Source organism: Mycoplasmopsis maculosa, assembly GCF_900660665.1.
Classification (GTDB): Bacteria; Bacillota_I; Bacilli_A; order Mycoplasmatales; family Metamycoplasmataceae; genus Mycoplasmopsis; species Mycoplasmopsis maculosa.
This window is the reverse complement of sequence record NZ_LR215037.1, coordinates 90,814-109,814: the sequence shown is the minus strand read 5'-3', so window position 1 is coordinate 109,814 and position 19,001 is coordinate 90,814. Positions and strand designations below refer to the sequence as shown.

General features: G+C 22.4%; 14 protein-coding genes and 1 pseudogene. 5 read left to right on the top strand and 10 right to left on the bottom strand.

What is annotated here, in order from left to right:
• Positions 1 to 368 precede the first annotated feature (368 nt).
• Positions 369 to 2,360, top strand: a pseudogene (lon, locus tag EXC47_RS00550) (endopeptidase La); the annotation flags it as partial.
• A gap of 37 nt (positions 2,361 to 2,397) precedes the next feature.
• On the opposite strand, the gene EXC47_RS00545 reads toward lon, so the two are convergent.
• Positions 2,398 to 3,945: a hypothetical protein gene (locus EXC47_RS00545; RefSeq protein WP_129646099.1), complete on the bottom strand. Its 1,548-nt coding sequence runs from the start codon at positions 3,943 to 3,945 to the stop codon at positions 2,398 to 2,400.
• A 226-nt stretch (positions 3,946 to 4,171) separates the two neighbouring features.
• Here EXC47_RS00545 and EXC47_RS00540 point away from each other — a divergent pair, with 226 nt between their 5' ends.
• Positions 4,172 to 4,639 carry a hypothetical protein gene (locus EXC47_RS00540; RefSeq protein WP_129646097.1) on the top strand — a complete coding sequence of 156 codons (468 nt, stop codon included), beginning with the start codon at positions 4,172 to 4,174 and terminating at the stop codon, positions 4,637 to 4,639.
• Between the two features lie 32 nt (positions 4,640 to 4,671).
• Here EXC47_RS00540 and EXC47_RS00535 read toward each other — a convergent pair whose 3' ends face one another.
• From EXC47_RS00535 to asnS, 6 genes are read right to left on the bottom strand one after another with little or no spacing between them, the layout of a single operon-like run.
• Positions 4,672 to 5,556 carry a DegV family protein gene (locus EXC47_RS00535; RefSeq protein ID WP_129646095.1) on the bottom strand — a complete coding sequence of 295 codons (885 nt, stop codon included), beginning with the start codon at positions 5,554 to 5,556 and terminating at the stop codon, positions 4,672 to 4,674.
• Positions 5,557 to 5,600: 44 nt separating this feature from the next.
• Entirely contained in the window at positions 5,601 to 7,220 is a 1,620-nt protein-coding gene (locus tag EXC47_RS00530) for an MHO_4530 family protein (RefSeq protein ID WP_129646093.1), read from the bottom strand.
• A gap of 6 nt (positions 7,221 to 7,226) precedes the next feature.
• On the bottom strand, positions 7,227 to 9,416 hold the full coding sequence (locus tag EXC47_RS00525; RefSeq protein ID WP_129646091.1) for an ATP-dependent helicase: 2,190 nt from the start codon (positions 9,414 to 9,416) through the stop codon (positions 7,227 to 7,229).
• Positions 9,417 to 9,430: 14 nt separating this feature from the next.
• Positions 9,431 to 10,078, bottom strand: coding sequence for an RDD family protein (locus EXC47_RS00520; protein WP_165255913.1), 648 nt, complete (start codon positions 10,076 to 10,078; stop codon positions 9,431 to 9,433).
• Positions 10,078 to 11,082: a glycosyltransferase gene (locus EXC47_RS00515; RefSeq protein WP_129646087.1), complete on the bottom strand. Its 1,005-nt coding sequence runs from the start codon at positions 11,080 to 11,082 to the stop codon at positions 10,078 to 10,080. The genes EXC47_RS00520 and EXC47_RS00515 overlap by 1 nt, the downstream gene beginning before the upstream one ends.
• A gap of 11 nt (positions 11,083 to 11,093) precedes the next feature.
• Entirely contained in the window at positions 11,094 to 12,449 is a 1,356-nt protein-coding gene (gene asnS, locus EXC47_RS00510) for an asparagine--tRNA ligase (protein WP_129646085.1), read from the bottom strand.
• Between the two features lie 227 nt (positions 12,450 to 12,676).
• On the opposite strand from asnS, the gene EXC47_RS00505 reads away from it, so the two are divergent.
• The 3 genes from EXC47_RS00505 (at position 12,677) to EXC47_RS00495 (ending at position 15,188) form a co-directional block, all read left to right on the top strand.
• Positions 12,677 to 13,414: a PQ-loop domain-containing transporter gene (locus tag EXC47_RS00505; RefSeq protein ID WP_129646083.1), complete on the top strand. Its 738-nt coding sequence runs from the start codon at positions 12,677 to 12,679 to the stop codon at positions 13,412 to 13,414.
• Positions 13,415 to 13,468: 54 nt separating this feature from the next.
• On the top strand, positions 13,469 to 13,972 hold the full coding sequence (locus EXC47_RS00500; RefSeq protein WP_129646081.1) for a dUTP diphosphatase: 504 nt from the start codon (positions 13,469 to 13,471) through the stop codon (positions 13,970 to 13,972).
• Between the two features lie 124 nt (positions 13,973 to 14,096).
• A complete protein-coding gene (locus EXC47_RS00495) occupies positions 14,097 to 15,188 on the top strand; it encodes an IS30 family transposase (RefSeq protein ID WP_129646079.1) in 1,092 nt (363 codons plus the stop codon).
• A 250-nt stretch (positions 15,189 to 15,438) separates the two neighbouring features.
• On the opposite strand, the gene EXC47_RS00490 is transcribed toward EXC47_RS00495, so the two are convergent.
• From EXC47_RS00490 to EXC47_RS00480, 3 genes are read right to left on the bottom strand one after another with little or no spacing between them, the layout of a single operon-like run.
• The gene (locus EXC47_RS00490) at positions 15,439 to 17,157 is read right to left on the bottom strand and encodes a GIY-YIG nuclease family protein (RefSeq protein WP_129646077.1); all 1,719 of its coding nucleotides are present in this window, start codon (positions 17,155 to 17,157) and stop codon (positions 15,439 to 15,441) included.
• A gap of 12 nt (positions 17,158 to 17,169) precedes the next feature.
• A complete protein-coding gene (locus tag EXC47_RS00485) occupies positions 17,170 to 17,511 on the bottom strand; it encodes a thioredoxin (RefSeq protein ID WP_129646075.1) in 342 nt (113 codons plus the stop codon).
• A 16-nt stretch (positions 17,512 to 17,527) separates the two neighbouring features.
• On the bottom strand, positions 17,528 to 18,913 hold the full coding sequence (locus EXC47_RS00480; protein WP_129646073.1) for a hypothetical protein: 1,386 nt from the start codon (positions 18,911 to 18,913) through the stop codon (positions 17,528 to 17,530).
• Positions 18,914 to 19,001 lie beyond the last annotated feature (88 nt).

The following is a 19,001-nucleotide window of genomic DNA, read 5'->3' as shown; positions in this document are numbered from 1 at the left end:
TAGCAAATTGAGGATCAAAGATGAGCAATCACAGTTCATTTATAAATTCTGATATTAATTTTGAATCAGTTAACCCTACTACAATTTTTATTAAAACTATTTTAACTATCTTTCCTTTAACACCTTTACACGCTTTTGATGTTTTTGTTAGAAATAATGTTAAAGATTTAATGAGATCTTATTACGCTATTTTTTCATCAATAATTAATAGCTTTCACACTTTTATAAAATACAACAAAGGTCAAGAAGAAATAAAAGAAGATCTTAAAAAGATTATAAAAATAATAGAAGAAACAGATTTTTATAAAGATCAAAAATCTAAATTTACTGAAGTTGAACTAAAACTTATAGAATCAGTTTCAGAAAAAGAAATGCAAAATTGAATAGAAGAATCAGAATATGATTTTGATTCACTTAAAGAATTTTTAAAATTAGCCTCAATAGCAACAAATCAAGCAAATAAAGAAAACGATATTGTTGACGACATATTATTTGATAATAAATCAAATCTAACAGAAAATGACATAGAAAAAGAAATTAATAAAAAAATTAAAGATAATTTAGATAAGCAGCAAAGAGAATTTTTACTAAGAGAAAAAATGAAAGCGATAAAAGAATCACTTAGTGAAAACGAAAGCGACGAAGAAGAAGATGAAGAATATATTAAAACATTAAAAGATCCTGTTCTTAAAAACATATATCCTGAATCTGTTGTTAAATTAATTAAATCTGAAAACGAAAAATTAAAAAATATGATGTCTGCTTCCCCTGATGCAAACATAACATCAACTTATATTTCACAACTTAAAAAATTACCATGAAGAAAAGTAGAAGTTGAAAGTTTAGATATTAAAAGAGCTCGTAAAGTATTAGAAAAAAATCATTATGGATTAAAAGAAGTTAAAGAACGTATTATAGAATATCTTTCATTAATTATTAATCACAAAAACATTAATAAAGAACAAAAAGAAAAAGAGTTAATTAATATTGAAGATAACAAACAAATTGATTTATCTTTATTCAAAGAAAATAATAAGGATAAAATACAAAAAACCTTTAATAATGTTCCAATTTTAACACTTGTAGGGCCACCGGGAACTGGTAAAACTTCTCTTGCTAGAGCAATTGCAGAAGCACTAAATAAAAGCTATGTAAAAATTAGTTTAGGTGGTGTTCATGATGAAAGCGAAATTAGAGGACATAGGAAAACATACGTAGGGGCAATGCCAGGTAAAATAATAAAAGCTATACAAAGATCTGGTGTATCTAATCCATTAATTCTTTTAGACGAAATAGATAAAATGGCTTCTGATATAAAAGGTGATCCAGCTAGTGCAATGTTAGAAGTTTTAGATCCAGAACAAAACACAAAATTTCAAGATAATTATATTGAGCATGAGTATGATTTATCAAAAGTATTATTTATAGCAACAGCTAATTACTATGAATCTATTCCCGCACCATTATTAGACCGTGTTGAAATAATTGAGCTTAATAGTTATACAATTAATGAAAAAATAAAAATTGCGAAGGAACACTTAGTTGATGCAGTTATTGAACAAGCTGGTTTAAATAAAGATTTATTTTTAATTAATGACGAAAGTCTTGAATACATAATTAAGCATTATACAGCAGAAGCTGGTGTGCGTGGATTAAAAAGAGCTTTAGACAAAATAGCACGTAAAATAGTTACTAAAATAGTTGATGGTCAAAAATTCGATAAATACGAAATAACAATTGAAGAAATAAAAGAATTATTAGGAACTCCTAAATTTACAGAAAATGAAGATGATAAAAAACCAGCTATTGGTTCAGTAAATGGTTTAGCTTATACTTCAATAGGGGGAACTACACTAAGCATTGAAGTTTCAACATTTAAATCAAAAAATTCTGGAATTAGACTAACAGGATCATTAAAAGAAGTTATGCAAGAGTCTGCTAAAATCGCTCTTTCTTATGTAAGATCAAATGCAGATAAATTTGATATTAAAGACTTCGAATTTGACGAAAATGAAATTCATGTGCATGTACCAGAAGGTGCAGTTCCAAAAGATGGACCAAGTGCTGGTGTGACTTTTACAACAGCATTAATAAGTGCGCTAAGTAAAAAACCAGTTAGCCCTGAAGTTGCTATGACAGGTGAAATTACTTTAAGAGGAAAAGTATTAGAAATAGGTGGTTTAAAAGAAAAATCATTTGCAGCATATAAAAAAGGTGTGAAAAAAGTATTTATTCCTAAAGCAAACGAAAAGAATTTAAAAGATATTCCTGAAGAAGTTAAAAAACAAATTAAATTTATTCCCGTTTCATCATATGATGAAATATATGAAGTTCTTTTTAAAAATACAAAAAAACAATAATAATAAAATAATCACCACTAATTTGGTGATTATTTTATTATTCTTTATTTTTAGAATTTATATCTTGTATTATCAATACGTTTTTATTAAAAGTGTCAATTATATTTTTAGATATTAATTCCTTATCATAAAAATCATCAATTATTTTTAAATTTTCTTCGTTTGTTTTTAACAATTTCTTATGATTTTTAAAATCAAAATAAGAATATAAAAATTTAACAAAAGCATAAATTATTGTTGATGCAAAAATAACTCCTGAAACACAAACTAAAATAATCCAAAATACAAACCATTTGAAATTATCATCAATACTTGAGATCCATTTATCTTGCATTCAAGAAGCAACTTGTCATAAACCTGAAACCGATAAAAGAGAAGTACCAATAATCACCCACAGAGCCAAAACCGATTCCCTAAATGATTTATTGTAAATTTTTTTATCACTTATAAAAAGATCTCTTTCTTTTTTATAATTTACTATTTCTTCAATTAATTTTTTAAATTTATCCTTTAAATTTATACTCAAAGCAGAAGGTATCACAGCAAATTCTTGTACTAAATCAACATTATATATAGTTAAAAATGCTCTTGGTATAAATTTATAATCTTTATCATCGTTTTTTAATTCAAATGTATCAAACAATTTTTTCTTAACTAATCTGTTTTGGCAAGAATTATAATAATTATATCCTCATGCTGTGTAAACTAGTGCTTTTGTATAATATGACTCAAAATCTCAATTATTATTTATAAATTTAAATAATAAATTTTTTGCAACTTTTTCTTTGAAATTATTTGTTGCTTTAACTCTTATATTTGCTTCTTCAAATTCCAAAATATCACTATAATAATTTATTTCATGAATATTTAATTCTTCTAAAATTTCCTCAGATAAACCATCTATATTAAAAATAGAAATTTGTCTTGTTTTATTTTTTAAACTCGTTCATAAAACTTCATTAAATTTATCTTTTTCATTTTTTACGAAATTAACATTTTTATATAGTTTTTTAAAAATTTTTCCAGTAACATTTTTAGCATTTTCCATACTAAAAATAGCAGCTTTTTTTAAATTAAAAGAATAAAAATCTTCCACTAAATCATTCTCGGTAACTTTTTTATTATAATTTATTAAACTAGATGTTCTTATCATCAATGAATCGTTTGGCATAACAAAAACATCCATAAATTTGCTAAAATGATGAATTTCTTTATTTACTAATTCAATATTTTTATAAATAAAATCTTTTTCTTCTAATTCAGTAACTGAATCTACATTAGTTAATTCTTGTTTTCAAAAAATAGCTTTATTTTTCTTTGAATTATATCTTTCATCAATTAAAGAAACATTCATCTTCAAATTTAATTCTGCATCAGAGTTAAATTCATCAGATTCATCATTTTCTTCTTCATTTTTATTTTCTTTTTTAGCAAATAAATCATGGTATATTGAGTTTAATAAATTATTAGGTTTCTCGTTTTCTCTATCATTTTGATATTTTAACATTAACTCTTTAATACTAATTTCTGTAAAAGTTTCAATATAAATGCACTGGTTTTCATTATGTATAACTTTTTTAGGCATAATTAAATTATAAACAATATTTTTTCTTTATTAATTATATGAATAAAATAGTTTCAAAAATGTTTTTATAAACTAATGAACAAATTATTAACAATAATTTTTTATAAAAAAATAATTATTTGATAGTTATTTTGCTTTAAAAACGTTTTTTTGCAAATTATTAACAATTTAATGCCATTAGAAAATATTATAAAAAAATAAAAAATATAATAGATAAAATTAAATTATGGAAAATATAAAATATAGATTAAAGGAAGAAATTCCAGTATTAAAACCATTGTATTTAATGGATAAATTTATTAAAAAAATTAAGGGAGAAAATAAATTAATTTCAAATATAGTAATAGTTATTGCTCAAGACGAAGAATTTGTATACTTTTTAAACTGTTCAACAAATTCAGAACAAAATATAGATAATGAAAATTATGTATATCTTAAGGTTTTTAAAGAAGAAATAAAAGATCAATTACCTATTCTTATGATGGTAGATCTTAAAAAAATATATAAAATGGATATAGTAGATTTTCAAAGCAAATTAGATCAAGAAAACTATAATGAAGATGATTCATCGGAATTAAGTTTTAAATCACAAGTTGAAATTGTAAATAAGATGGTCAATAAATTAAATGAGGAAAATAAATTTCCAAATATGATTTTTATAAAGAAAAATAATAATTTTCAGTCAACTATTTAAAATAAAAAAATAATAGGTTGCTATTATTTTTTTTATAATTTTATATCAATTTCATCTAAATTTGGCATTATACTTACTGAAAAAGCTTCAGGACCTGTATGAATAGCAACACTTGAAGAAATAGGTTTTATTGTTTTAAATGAAATATTCATTTCTTTTGCAACATCTTTAACTGTTTCATTAACATTATTTGAAATCCCACTCAATCAATGAATATTATATTTTTCAGGAGAATCTCCATATTTATATTGTGTAGCAAATTTTAATAGTTTATCAATAATTTGCGAAACACCACTTTTAATTGATTTAGCTATTCCGCCAGTTGTTGCAGAAGACTCATAAAATTTAATAATAGGGTGCATTTTTAAAAAATTAAGTGTTTTTAATGCAAATTTTTTAACAGCTGAAACTCTACCACCATTAATAACATACTTTAAGTCTGTTGGTAAAACATAAATTAATGATCTTTCTTTTATATAATCCAACACTTTAATGACTTTATTTAAATTTTTTGTTTCTTCATATACTTTTTTTGCATAATTAGCAACATCAATTAGTTGATCACCGCCTCATTCATTGTTGTATACAACTATATTTGAATAATCTTTTGATAAATTTAAGGCTGTTTTATAAGTCGAACTTAGAGAATCACTTATAGGTAAATAAATAACATAATCATACTCAGCACTCATTTTTTCAAACAAATTTGTCATCCTATCATATCTTGGCAAAGAAGATTTTAATGAATTTCCTTTAGCTATTAAATTTAATAATTCATTTTGATCAACATCTATACCATCTTCATAAGTAATGCCGTCAATATCACTTCTAAAGGGCAAATAACCAAATCCTTGTTCATTAAGTTCTTTTTCTGACGAACAAACAAAAGAGTCAAAGATAAATCCTATTTTACTCATAATTTATCCTTTCTTTTTTAATTTTAATACTTATAAATTATAAATTAATAATAATATTTAATATCAAATTTTTGCTTTATTACAGAATCTATGTTTTTGTTCACATTCTCAAATATTACTTTTATATTATTACTTTTTATTCTTTTAAGCAAAACATTTAATTTTAAATATAAGTGTTGATTTATTATAGATTTATTAAATAATTCATTACTTATAATAAAATATTTAAAATAATTATTTCTTATAAAATTATATATTTTTTCATCTATTTCATTTATATATAAACCTAAATTGTAATCATATTTTTTATGATTTGAAATAAAATCATTTATGTTGTCAAAATTTAAGTTGTTATTTAAAGATCTTAAAATATAATACAAGTTTTTATCTTTTGTTAGTAAATTATCATCTAAAGAAAAATCTGATATTTCTAGTAACAAGTGAGAATTTTCATCTTCATTTTGTATTAAATAATTATTTTTTGTATATAAATTTTTGTATTTTAATCATGAAATGTTATTTCAAAATATTAAATCTTTTTCTGAAAACCCTGGAATTCTGGCTTTTAAAATTTTTATATTTGTATTCTCATCGTTTTCATATTTTTTAACAAAAATAGTTTCTTTTATAAAATTTAAAGTTTCATTTTTTTCAATAAAATCATTATACTTTGATAAAAAAAGTTTAAATTCATCATTATACTTTTCTTCTCCTATAAATCATTTTGAATATTTATTTATATCATTATTATTTTCTAAGTTATAAAGAAGAAATTTAGATTTTAATAAAAAAGTATCAAGTTGATCTATACTGTGAAACTTATTAAAAGATAGAAGTGAAACATTATTAAAATATGGATTAATATTTTTATTATTTAATAAAAAATCAATATGTTTTGTAAATTTTTTAAGCATTATTTGTAATTTATTAAAGCTTTTTGTTGGTATAAAAACATATAATATACCATCGTTTAAAAATATATAAGAAGTGCTATTTTTTAATCCTAAAGAAATAATAATTCTATCATAGTCAACTTCTTCAAGTTTATTTTTATAATAATAACTATTCAATGATAAAGAAAAACAAACATTATATTCACTAGTAACATGAACAAAATTATCTTTTTCAGTAATATAATTAATTTTTCTAGGAATAGCATATATAGGAGAAATATCTCAACTTATAATACAATAATATCTCTTTTCTTCTAAAGAAGGATAAAACTTAATTTTTAACAAACCGTTTTTGGAATTTGTTTCAAGCTTTTCATATAAATCATAAAACTCTTGATTTTTAAATGATTTAGAGTTTAGATTCATAGAAAATTCGAAAGAATTTTTATAATTATTCTTTTCTAAATAAGTAATTATTTTATCTTTAAAATTATTATCAAAAAAATTCAGGAACTCTTTCAATGAAATAGTTTTATTCGTCATAATTCCATTTGTTTTTGAATCAAAATTTAAAGTACCACTTATATTATTTTTTGAAACCCTCATTACAGTTTTATCTTGATAATTTATCTTAAAAACAAAAATACCATTCGTGTTGAAATTATTTATATTTGATATTTTTATATTTGAAAAATAAATAGTAAGACCAATAATAGAAATTAAAAATATTATTAAAAATGATAAAACTATATAAGACAATAATGTAACCATAAAAACCTATTTCTCTTTTAAAAGTCTAATTGATTCATGATTTTTAGCTAGTGATTTTAGTCCATAAGTTTTAAAATGAACATGAATAGTATCTCCTAAAACTTCTATAACTTCGCCTTCTCCAAAAAATGTATGACTAATAATATCGCCTCTTAAAATATTTTTATTTTTTTCACGTGATTTTTTCTCAACTCCATTTTGGATATCTATCACACTTGCATCATGGACCTGCAATATAAAATCATTTGTATCAATTCCCATTTCTTTTAAAAATCTTGATGGAACTTTCTCGTTGTTATTGTGTAAATGAACTCCTCTTGAATCGGAAACAAAAAGTTTATTTTTAGCCCTTGTTATAGCTACATAGGCCAATCTTCTTTCTTCTTCAATTGCCTCAGGATTATTTACTGATTTATAATGAGGAAATATATTTTCACTCATACCAACTAGAAAAACATTATCGAATTCTAGCCCTTTAGCTGAATGAACAGTCATAAGTGAAACATAACTTAATGATTCATCTGTAGCATCATAAGCTGACAATAAAGAGATATAATCAAAATATTCTTTTATTGTTTTATCTGGATTATTTTTTTCCCACTCTTCTATTCCATTAATTAAGATTTTTATATTCTCTTCGCCTGTGCCTTTTAAACCAACATCTTGTGATATGTAATTATAATATCCTACTTCTTGTAAAAACTTATGTAAAACAACATGTATTGGGTTAGAAGATAAAGCTTTTCTATATTTTAAGACATAGTTTAAAAACATAATTATAGAATTAACGGTATTTAATGGTGCATCTATTTCTTTATAATGTTTTACAAGAGTATTAAAAATAGATAATTTTTTTTCTTTTGCCATATCTTGTAATTTCAAAATAGTTTTTTCACCAATTTTTTTAGGAGGAATATTTATAATTCTTAAAAGTGGTAAATCATTACCATCATATATGACCCTTAAAAATGCCAAAGCATCTTTAATTTCCTTTCTTTGGTAAAATTTTTCTCCTCCAAAAATTTTGTAACTAATATTTTCATTTATTAATTGTTCTTCAAAATTTTTAGCATAGCTATTTGAACGATAAAAAATAGCTATATTTTTAAGTTGGATTTTTTGTTTCTTCAATTCATTTATTTTTTGAACAACTCATCTTACTTCTGCTTCAGGGCTAAAAGCATGAGAAAATTCTATTTCAGTTCCTTCTTCTTTATCAGTTATTAAATCCTTATTAAAACGTTTTAAATTATGTTTTATTAATGAATTAGCTGCTTCTAGAATTTTCTTTGTTGAACGATAATTTTTATTTAAAATAATTGTTTTTGTTTTAGGAAAGTCTTTTTCAAAATTTAAAATTAAATTTACATCTGCGTTTCTTCATCTATAAATTGTTTGATCAGGATCTCCCACTATTGTTAATTGGGCATCTCCACTTGCTAAAACTTTAATAACTTCATATTGAACTAAAGATGTATCTTGAAATTCATCCACAAGAATATAAGAATATTTTGCTGATCATTTTTTAGCAATTTCATGATTTTTATTAAATAATTCATTAACCTTTATTATTAAATCATCAAAATCTAAACTTGCTCTTTCAATCAAGTAAGAAGTGTATTCACTAAAAACATTTATGATAGTTTCAACATCTCCATATTCATAATCAAATTCAGTATTTATATATTTTCTAATTTCATCATTAGTATAGTGTTTATTTTTAGCTCAAGAAAAAATTCTTATTAAGTTTTTAAATGTTAAATCATTTGTTTCGATATCTAACCTTTTATAAATGTTTTTTAAAATTGATTTTTTATCAATGTCATCAATTATTTGAAAATCATTTTTTAATCCAATATTTGAAGATTCAATTCTTAGTATTTTAGCGCATAAGGAATGAAATGTTGCAATATCAACATTTCCTTTTGTTAATTTATTATTAGTGTATTGTTTAACACGATCAGCCATTTCATTTGCAGCTTTGTTTGTAAAAGTAACAGCTAAAATATCTTCAGGTGAAATACCTAAAACATTTATTAAATAAGCTATTTTACGTGTTAAAACTCTTGTTTTACCACTCCCAGCACCAGCTATTATTCTCAAAGGAGAATCAAAATGATACAAAGCTTCTTTTTGATCATCATTTAATCCTTCAATTATTAAATCTTCTCTATTAATATTGGTATTAGTTTGCATATTCTACTCCTTAATTATTCATTAATTATAAAATTAACGTTTTTTGACTTAAATGGCAATAAAACAGTCTTTTTAGTTTTACTTATATTAAAATGTTTAATATAAACCAATCTAGATTGAGTAAGATAGTCAAAAATACTGATTTTCTTTTTGTTTACAGCTAAAAATAAAACATCAGCAAAAAATAAAAAAGCTAAAATCGACATAGTTATAGATATTAATTTTTCAACAAGCAAAAACTTAAATTTAGTATTACTTCTTTTAGATAAAAAAGTTAAAAAAGTAGGTAAATCGCTTGGATAAATAAAAAATAAAAAAATTAAAATAATAAAAATCGAAATAAATAAAGTAAAAATTAATCTTTTTATAAAAAACAAGTATTTTATTTTATTTTTTGTTTTGTTATTCAAAATAAATTGAACATTTGTGATTAGCATACCTATTGTTTTTAATTTATAAAATAAAGGTATAAAAAGGAAATAAAAAAGAGAAATAAATAAAGATACTATTAAAAAAGAATAATAAGAAGAAATTTTTAATCCTTTTTTTTGATTAAAAATAACTATAAAATAGAATGATATAAAAATTAATGCGAAAAACAAAAATATATCAATAAATCTTTGAAATAATCTTCTTCAAAATGAAACATTTTTATGAAGCATTATAGCTCACCTAAAATATCATTCCATTTATTAATTGGAGGTAATTTTTTCAATGATTTTGTTTCAGAATTATTTTTTAACATATAAATATTTGTTGTAAAAAACAATAAATTATCTTTATGAAATTTTTCTAAATATTTATATAAGTCTTCTGTAAATTTTGTAGATCTTTTTTCATTGTAATTTGTTATGTCTTTAAAAACATTTAACGAAAATCTTCTTCTTCATGTTTTGAGTAAACCAGCTAAAAACAATTGTAAAAAGTATAAATTAGCATAATTTATTTCATGGGAAAGTTTAATATTATTAATTTCTACATAATTAATTATTTCATTAAACTGATAAATAAAATTTTTAGGTGTCAATCATAAAGAAGAAGAAATATTTTCTTTTATTATTCTTATGTTTTCATAAACATAACTAGTTGATTTTAATAACAACATATAAGTTAGTTCTACAGCAAATTTAGTATCATTTAATTCTTTTTGTTTAAATTTAATAAATTGTTGAATGAGTGAATTTTTAAAAATTTTATTAAATATGAAAGGATAAGCATAAGCTACATATTCTGGTTCATTTAATATGTTATATACATGTAAAGGCTTAATTCTAGGTTCTGGTTTTCAACGAATTGTATTAATTAATCTTGGTCTGTACTCAATTACATCAGTATCATATTTAGATGAAAGATTAACAAGATCTTCAACATAATGATCTTTCAACTTATTATCAGTATATATAATTGTTACGTATTTGCCTTTAACTAAGTGGAAACCACTAACAATATTATTTTGAATACTTTTTCTATTGCTGTTTAAAATAAATTTTAATCTAGAACCAAAAAATTTTAATCCTTCTTCAAGTAAAGAATACATTGTTTTATTAATATTAGTTATAACAAGAATTAATTCAAAATCTTGAGTATTTTGAGTTCTAAAATTTTCTAATGTGTTTTCTAGTTCAATAGAAGTTTTTATATTAGGAACAATAATTGATAATTGCATAAATTACTCCATTACATTTTTATATTTCCAGTTGTTCTTGGATAAGGTATTACATCTCTTATATTATCAACACCAGTTACATACATAACCAATCTTTCAAAACCAATACCAAAACCACTTGATCCTGAGTCACCAAAACGACGTAAATCAAGATATCATTGCAATTCATCTTGACTTATTCCAATTTCAAGAGCTCTTGATAAGAGTTTATCATATCTAACCTCTCTTTGGCTTCCCCCAATTAATTCTCCTATTCCAGGAACAAGTAAATCAAATGCTGCAACTGTTTTATTATCTTCATTTTGATGCATATAAAACGCTTTAAATTCTTTAGGGAAGTTTGTTATAGCAACTGGTCCGTTAACAACTTTTTCAGCTAAATAACGTTCGTGCTCAGTTCCAAAATCTAAACCAAATTTTATATCTTTATTTTCAAAAATATTTTTTACTTTTTCTAATTCCACTAACGCTTCTTGGTAATCCATTATTGTTAATTTTTTATTCACAAAATTTTCTAATTTGTTCAATAAATTTTTATCAATATTTTCTGTTAAAAACTTAAATTCAGCTTCGTGTTTTTGAATTGTATTTTTTATAACGTTTTTTAATAAATCATCAGCTAGAGTGATAACATCTTTTAACTCATAAAAAGCGACTTCAGGCTCTACCATTCAAAATTCTGCTGCGTGTTTTTTTGTATTTGAATGTTCAGCTCTAAAAGTAGGAGCAAAGGTATAAACTTTATTAAATCCTATGGCATAACTTTCAGCATGTAATTGACCAGTAACTCCCAATGTTGCTTTATTAGTTCCAAAAAATGGTTTTTCTTTATTACCATCATTTACAAAAAAAGTTTCACCAGCTCCTTCACCATCATTACTTGTTATTATCGGAGCATTGAAATAAAGAAAACCTTTTTTTGAAAAATAATTATGAATTTCCAAGGCTAAAGTACTTCTAATTAGCATAATAGCTCTAAATAAATTAGTTCTATGTCTTAAATGAGGAATCTCTCTAAGAGTTTCTGTATTTATTTCTTGCCTTTGGATAGGATAATCCAAATCAACATTTTTTAAAACTTTAAAACTTGTAGCAAGTAATTCTAATTTTTGTTTTGCTTCGGGAGTTAAAATTATTTCTCCTTCAACTTCTACAGCTGCACCTAAACGTGTTTGGTCTAAAATTTCAAAATCAAATTTTTCACCTTTTAAAGTTATTTGTAAAGATTCAATTGTTGAACCGTCATTAATGGAAATAAATCTAATTTTTTTATTACCTCTATTTGAAGTTACTCAACCTCTTATTAAAACTTTTTTATTTGAAAATTGTAATTCTTTTTCTAATATTTCTTTAATTGATGCATTCATGCAATACTCCTTAATTAATATTTAGTTTAAATTTTAATTTTTAATATTTATATATTAATAATTTTAACATATATAAGTTTTATATAAATTTAATATTTGATTTGAATATTATTTTAATAATAAGTTTTTATTTAAAAAATTAAAAATAAAAAGTTTTAAAAATTCTTATTTTAGGTAAAATTAATTAGTATTTATAATTTTATATTTTAAAAAATGAAAGGAGAAAAATGCACATAGTTAGTTTAATTTTTGGAATTATTTCAAGTATTATAATGATATCTATTTCAATTCCACAAATAATAACAACTTGAAAAACTAAAAAAGTTGGTGGTATTTCTTATGCAACATTTCTAATATACTTTTTAGGTGGATTTCTTTTTGTTGTTGATTTCTTATTATTTAATTCAACAGGTACATTAAATTTATTAGACCCAGAAAAACCAACAGATTTAATTATTACTATAATAGCAAACTTAGCCTTTGTTTTCTTAATGGCAATAACAATATCAGGCTTTTTTATATTTGATAAAAACTTAAAGCTTTGATTTAAAGTATTTTTTGGAATATTAATTTGAATTGCAACAACTTTTGTTATTGTCTTTACAATAGTTACTTATGCAGGATACACAAAATCAATTCAATTAGCACCAGATAATGTTGTTTTAACAATATTAACAATTATCGCAGGTTTATGTACAGCGTTGCCTTTTTCAGTACAAATATACAAAACAATAAAAGCAAAAAGTGTTCAAGGATTAAGTTTCTTAATGCTTTGAATAGGATTATTCTTAAACGCAACAATTATGGTTTACTTAGCAACAAGCATACCTGTTGGAGCTCCAACTTGAATATCTGCTATTGTATTACAATCAATTGGTATGGCTATATATACAATTATGATTATTTTATATTTTAGATATGGTTTTAGTAAAAAAGAAAAAAACAATACAAAAGTACAAGCTTAATAAAAAAATAAATAGTGATCAAAAATCACTATTTTTTAATGCTATAATTAAAATATGAATTTTAGAGATATTTTTAATATGCAAAAAGAATTAGATGAAAAAATTTCAAGCAGAAATGATATTGACGCTTCTAATTCTAACATTAAACCGAGAGATTTTCAAATAATGCAAATTCTAGCAAGTTTAGTTGAAACCGCAGAATTTGCTAATGAAGTACAAAGCTTTAAGTATTGAAAAGCTAAAAAAAATATTGATCATGACAAAATATTAGAAGAATTTGCAGACATTTTACATTTCATGGGTTCATTCGCCTATAAATATGATGTAGATCCTAACATTGAACCATTAATTCTTTCTGATAATGTTAATTATCAAATTTGCTTATTATTTCAAACAATAAGTAGTATGATTAACAACATTAATAAATATGTTATAGGTGAAATATTAGCTATGACATTAGGCATAGCTAAATTACTCGGTTATTCTGAAGAAGAAATAATAAAATGATATTATGTTAAAAATAAAAAAAATCATGATAGAGTGAGGGAAAGATATTAAAAAATAAGCCAAAAGCTTATTGCCACATTGTAATTTACATCTTGACACCCTTTTTTATGCAAAAATTAAAAAAGGGTGTTTTTTTATATAAAAAAATCCCAAGAAAAACTTGAGATCACAGCAAATGAATTATATTAAAATTAATTATAAAATAAGAAGCATTATAGATATTAGTTTAAATGTTGAAAGAAAAACTATTTCAGAAATAGCAAAAATTTTAAATATTTCAAGACAATCTATTTCAAATGAAATAAAAATAAATTCTGATTATTGAGGTTATAACTCTGAATATGCAGAAGTAAAGCATAGAAATAGAGAAAAATGAAAAAATCATTTTAAATTTATAAATAAAATGAATTCATATAAACACTACTCTAAAGAGTTTAAAAACAAATATAACAAAAAAACTTTTAGCGTTGAACTAACACATTTATATATTAAAAATAATTTTAATTTTAAGATACCAAGCATTAAAACAGTTTATAACTGGATAAATTCAAATTTATGAGTAATAAAGCGAAAAAATATTTTGAGGAAACAATACACAAAAGGCGGAAAAAGGGATGGTGGACCTGCTTATAAAAGATTAGTTGGTGCTAGATGAGTCAGACCGTTTTGAACAAGACCAAAAGAAATAAACGAAAGAAGTACTTTTGGCCATTGGGAAATAGATTTAATTGTAGGAAAACAAAAAGCAGGGCATTCACACATTCTATCATTTGTCGAAAGATACAGCAGATATGGTATTTTGGTAAAAGTTGACAGTAAAAACCCTTGGTATATTGCTTTAATATTATTTGAACTAATAAAAATATACAATTTAAATGTTAAGTCAATAACATCTGATAATGGATTTGAATTTAATTCACTTTTTATAATTGGATATAAGTTAAAAATTTTTATTTATAAGGCAGATCCTTATGCTTCTCAGCAAAGAGGAACAAACGAAAATTTTAATGGATATGTTAGACGTTTTTTTAAGAAAAAAACTGATTTTAATTTAATTTCTAATAATGAAATTTTAAAAGTTCAACGAGAAATAAACAATATTCCAAGAAAAATACATGGTTACTTAAGTGCTTCTGAAATGTATGCACTTTGTGAAATAAAAGAGCCTGGTCTAAATATACCATTAAACGAAAAACTTTACAGTTGACAAAATAAAAAACGAGAAAGTAACGGTTCAAGAAATAAATTCTGGAAAACTAAAAAATAGAAAGGAAAATGTCTTAAGTTTTTCTTTTTTTATTTCTACTTTTTTAAAAAAAGTAGCAAAAATAAATAATAATAAACTGCGTTGCTGTACTTTTTCAACCACTAAAAATAGGTGTGGTGAACCACTGCTTGTATTTTTGATTACCCGATAGTAATATTTGAAAATAATATATAAAAATGGTAACCAAATTATATTGGTTACCATGTAAAGATGTAAATTACAATTTAGCAATAAGCCAAAAGCTTATTTTTTAATTATTTTTCACTTGATTTTTAATTTCAATAGCTAATTTTTTTGGAACTATCTTTGATAATTCTTCTATTGAAGCATCATAAATATTTGCATAATTTTTAAAATGATACAACAATTTTTCTTCATATTTTTTTCCTAAACCTTTTATTTTTAAAAGGTTACCATCTAAAGAAGTTATTTTATGTCTTTTTCTTAAATGACTTTTTGCAAATCTATCTACTTCTATTTGCATTTCTGAAACATAATTATAAAAATCCTTATTTTTTATATCAATAATTTCTTTATTTATTCCTATAATGTTTTTTGTTTTATGCTTATCATTTTTAACAAAACCAATAACAGGAATATCTATTTTATAGTCATTTAAAACTTTCTCAACTTCATTTATTTGAGCTAGGCCACCGTCTACTATAACTAAATCATAATTAATTTTTAAATTATCTTTTGAAAAAAATCTCATACTACTTTGTCTCATATATTCAACATCGGATTGACGAGAGTTGTTTATTTCTAAATTAAATTTTTTGTATAATGATTTATTTTTAATTCCGTTAGTATATGTTATAGCAACCCCAACTGGATTAGAATTATTTAAATTTGAATTATCAAATAAAACAATATTTTTTAACGGTTTTTTTGTTGTTATTTCTGATAAATAGTCAATATTTTTTTTATCAATTTCTAAATCTTTTTGATAATTTAAAAATTCTCTATTTATATAATTGTCTAAATTTAAATAGGCTAAATCTAAAATTTTTTTGTTAACTCCGATTTTGGGAAATACAAAATTATAATTATCGTCTAATTGTATTTTTACAGTTTGTAAAATTTCATTTACAACAAAATAATCAGGTTTAATTTTATTTGAATAATATCATTCAAAAAAGTATCTTAATGCTTCTTCTTCATTTATGTGTAATGGTATTGTTAAATTTTCTTTATTTATTAAAATTCCAAAACGATAAAACAAAATAGTAATAAAAATTTTGTCTTGAACTATTTTATGAACAAAAACATCAATATTACTATTATTCGATAATTCTATAATTTGATCTTCTTTTAACTTTTTTAAATAAGTAAGAGAGTTTTTAATATCTAAAGCTATTTCAAATTGTAAATTTTCAGCAGCCTTAGTCATTTTCTCTTTAAGTGTATTTAAATAATTTGAATCTTTAAAACTTAAAATATTCTTTATTTCATTAAATTTATTTAATCAAAAAGTGTGATCATTATTTTTTATAGGAAAACCATTTTCAAAAAAGGCTTCTCTCTGTAATAATTTTAAAATAATTCCTCCTCCATATCCTGCGGGAAAAGGTCCATAATAAAAAATATTACTTGACTTACTTTCCTTTGATATTTTTCTATTCAAAGATATTGAAAGACTTGTATTTTTTAATTCAACTTTTAAATAAGGGTATTTTTTATCATCCAAAAGTAGTATATTATACTCAGGGTTATATTTTTCAATATATTTTTTTTCTAAGAGCAAAGCCTCTTTATTTGTTTTGCATAAAAAAATATCAAAGTCAGAAATAATAGAAACTAATTTATGAGTTTTATAACTATTAATTGAACCTTCAAAATATTGACTCATTCTAGATTTTAAATTTTTAGCTTTCCCTACATAAATAACATTTCCGTCTTTATCTTTTCATAAATAAATACCAGGAGATGATGGAACTTCTTTTATTTTTTCTATTATTTTTTCTTTCATTTTAAGTTTTTCCTAATCTAATAGTTCTAATATTCAATCTTTCAATATTTCCTTTGGGTAAAAATTATATCCATTATAAAAAATAAAATCGTTTTTAATAACTGTATAGCAAGGTATTTGAAATACTTTGAATCTAGATTCTAAAGTTAAATAAAGTTTAGCTTCATTAGCATCTATTTCATAAAAAATTACATTTTTATTATCTATAAAATCATTAGAAAGTTGTATTATTACTTTTTTCATCACTTCAACATTAGAAAAATTAGGCAATGTAAAAAAAATAAAAAAGACTTTATTTTTATTTTTTTTATTTTGAATATTATTTAATGCATCTTCTCAAGTAATTTTATCCATAAATATATTTTCCTTACTATAAAATAGGGCTTAATCAATCATTATCATTATTATCTTCTAAAACAACTTTTTCTACTAATGGTTCTTCATTATTGATTTCTATTGTATCTATTTCAAAACCTAAAGATTCAGTTTCATTTTTATTAGCTAAATCATTTTTACTTATTTCTATTGTATCAATTAAAAATGTATTTTCATCTTCTATCTTTTTTAAATCAATTTTGACTAAATTTGTTTCTTTTTCATCATCATTGCTTTGGTCTTCTAAAAAGTTTATTTTTTCGTCTATTTTTTTCTCTTGAATTACTGAAATATTTTCGTTAGTTTTAATTATTTTATTTTCATTATCTTGCATTTTTAATTCAAAAATAGAATTTTCTTTTGTAAAATTTTCTTCATATAAAATTTCTTCTGAAAAAGGATCTTCGTTTTTTATTTTATTTTTTTCTAATTTCACTTCAAATAAATACTTTTCATTTAACAAGGAATCATTACTGTATATACTTAAAAGTAAATTTTTAAATGAAATTCTAGATAAATCCAAGTTTAAATATTCTCCTGCTTTTTTATAAAACTCAAATAACACTTTAATATTTTTAGTTAAATAAAATGGCGAATGTCCAGAACCTAATATTTTTTCTACATTAAATATATTTGATTTTTTTCCAAAAATTCTATTAAAAAATAGTTTTGGTTTTACAAAAATTAAAAGAATTCAAGAATAAACAATAAGAAATATTACTACAAATCATGCCAAATATGGAGAAAATGAAATGAAGTACAATAAGTTAAAAATACTATCTAAATAAACACCTATATTTAGTGAAGCATTTGGTAATAAATTACTATTTTTTTCGTATATAGTCCAATTTCTTGTAAAACTTGATATTCAGCCATTTGTAAAAATATTTTTTAAATCTTCTGTTTTTAAAATAGTTGTAGATAAATCTACTCTAAAAAACATTAATACAGAGTGATAAATTAAAGCTATAGCAAGAATGTTCATTCATAAAAAAATTATTACATTGTATCTTACTGTTCAGTAGTCAACTTTTATATAATTTCTAAATCAAGTAAAATATTTGTTTTTAAAAAATGGACTGCATCATCTAATTATTAGTGATAAATATGAACCAATTAATATCAAAATTAAGGAATCACCAAAAACTAAACCAAAAGAATACAAATAAATTTGTCTTAATATGTCATTTGGTGTTTGCAATAAATTATTATATTGAAGCATTATAAAGAAAGAACTAACAAAAACTAAAATTAAAAATTTTAAAAGTTCTACAGGAAATGATAATTTTAAGTCTGATATTATTTCTTTCTCTGTTTTGTTTTCTATTCTACTAATATTTAAATTTAAATTTAATTGTTTATTATATTTGAGTCTTAACATATTATAATTATAAATTTAATTGAATTTCTACAAAATACTTTATTAATTTTTAATAAAGTATTTTAAAAAAATAAAATGAATAAATAGT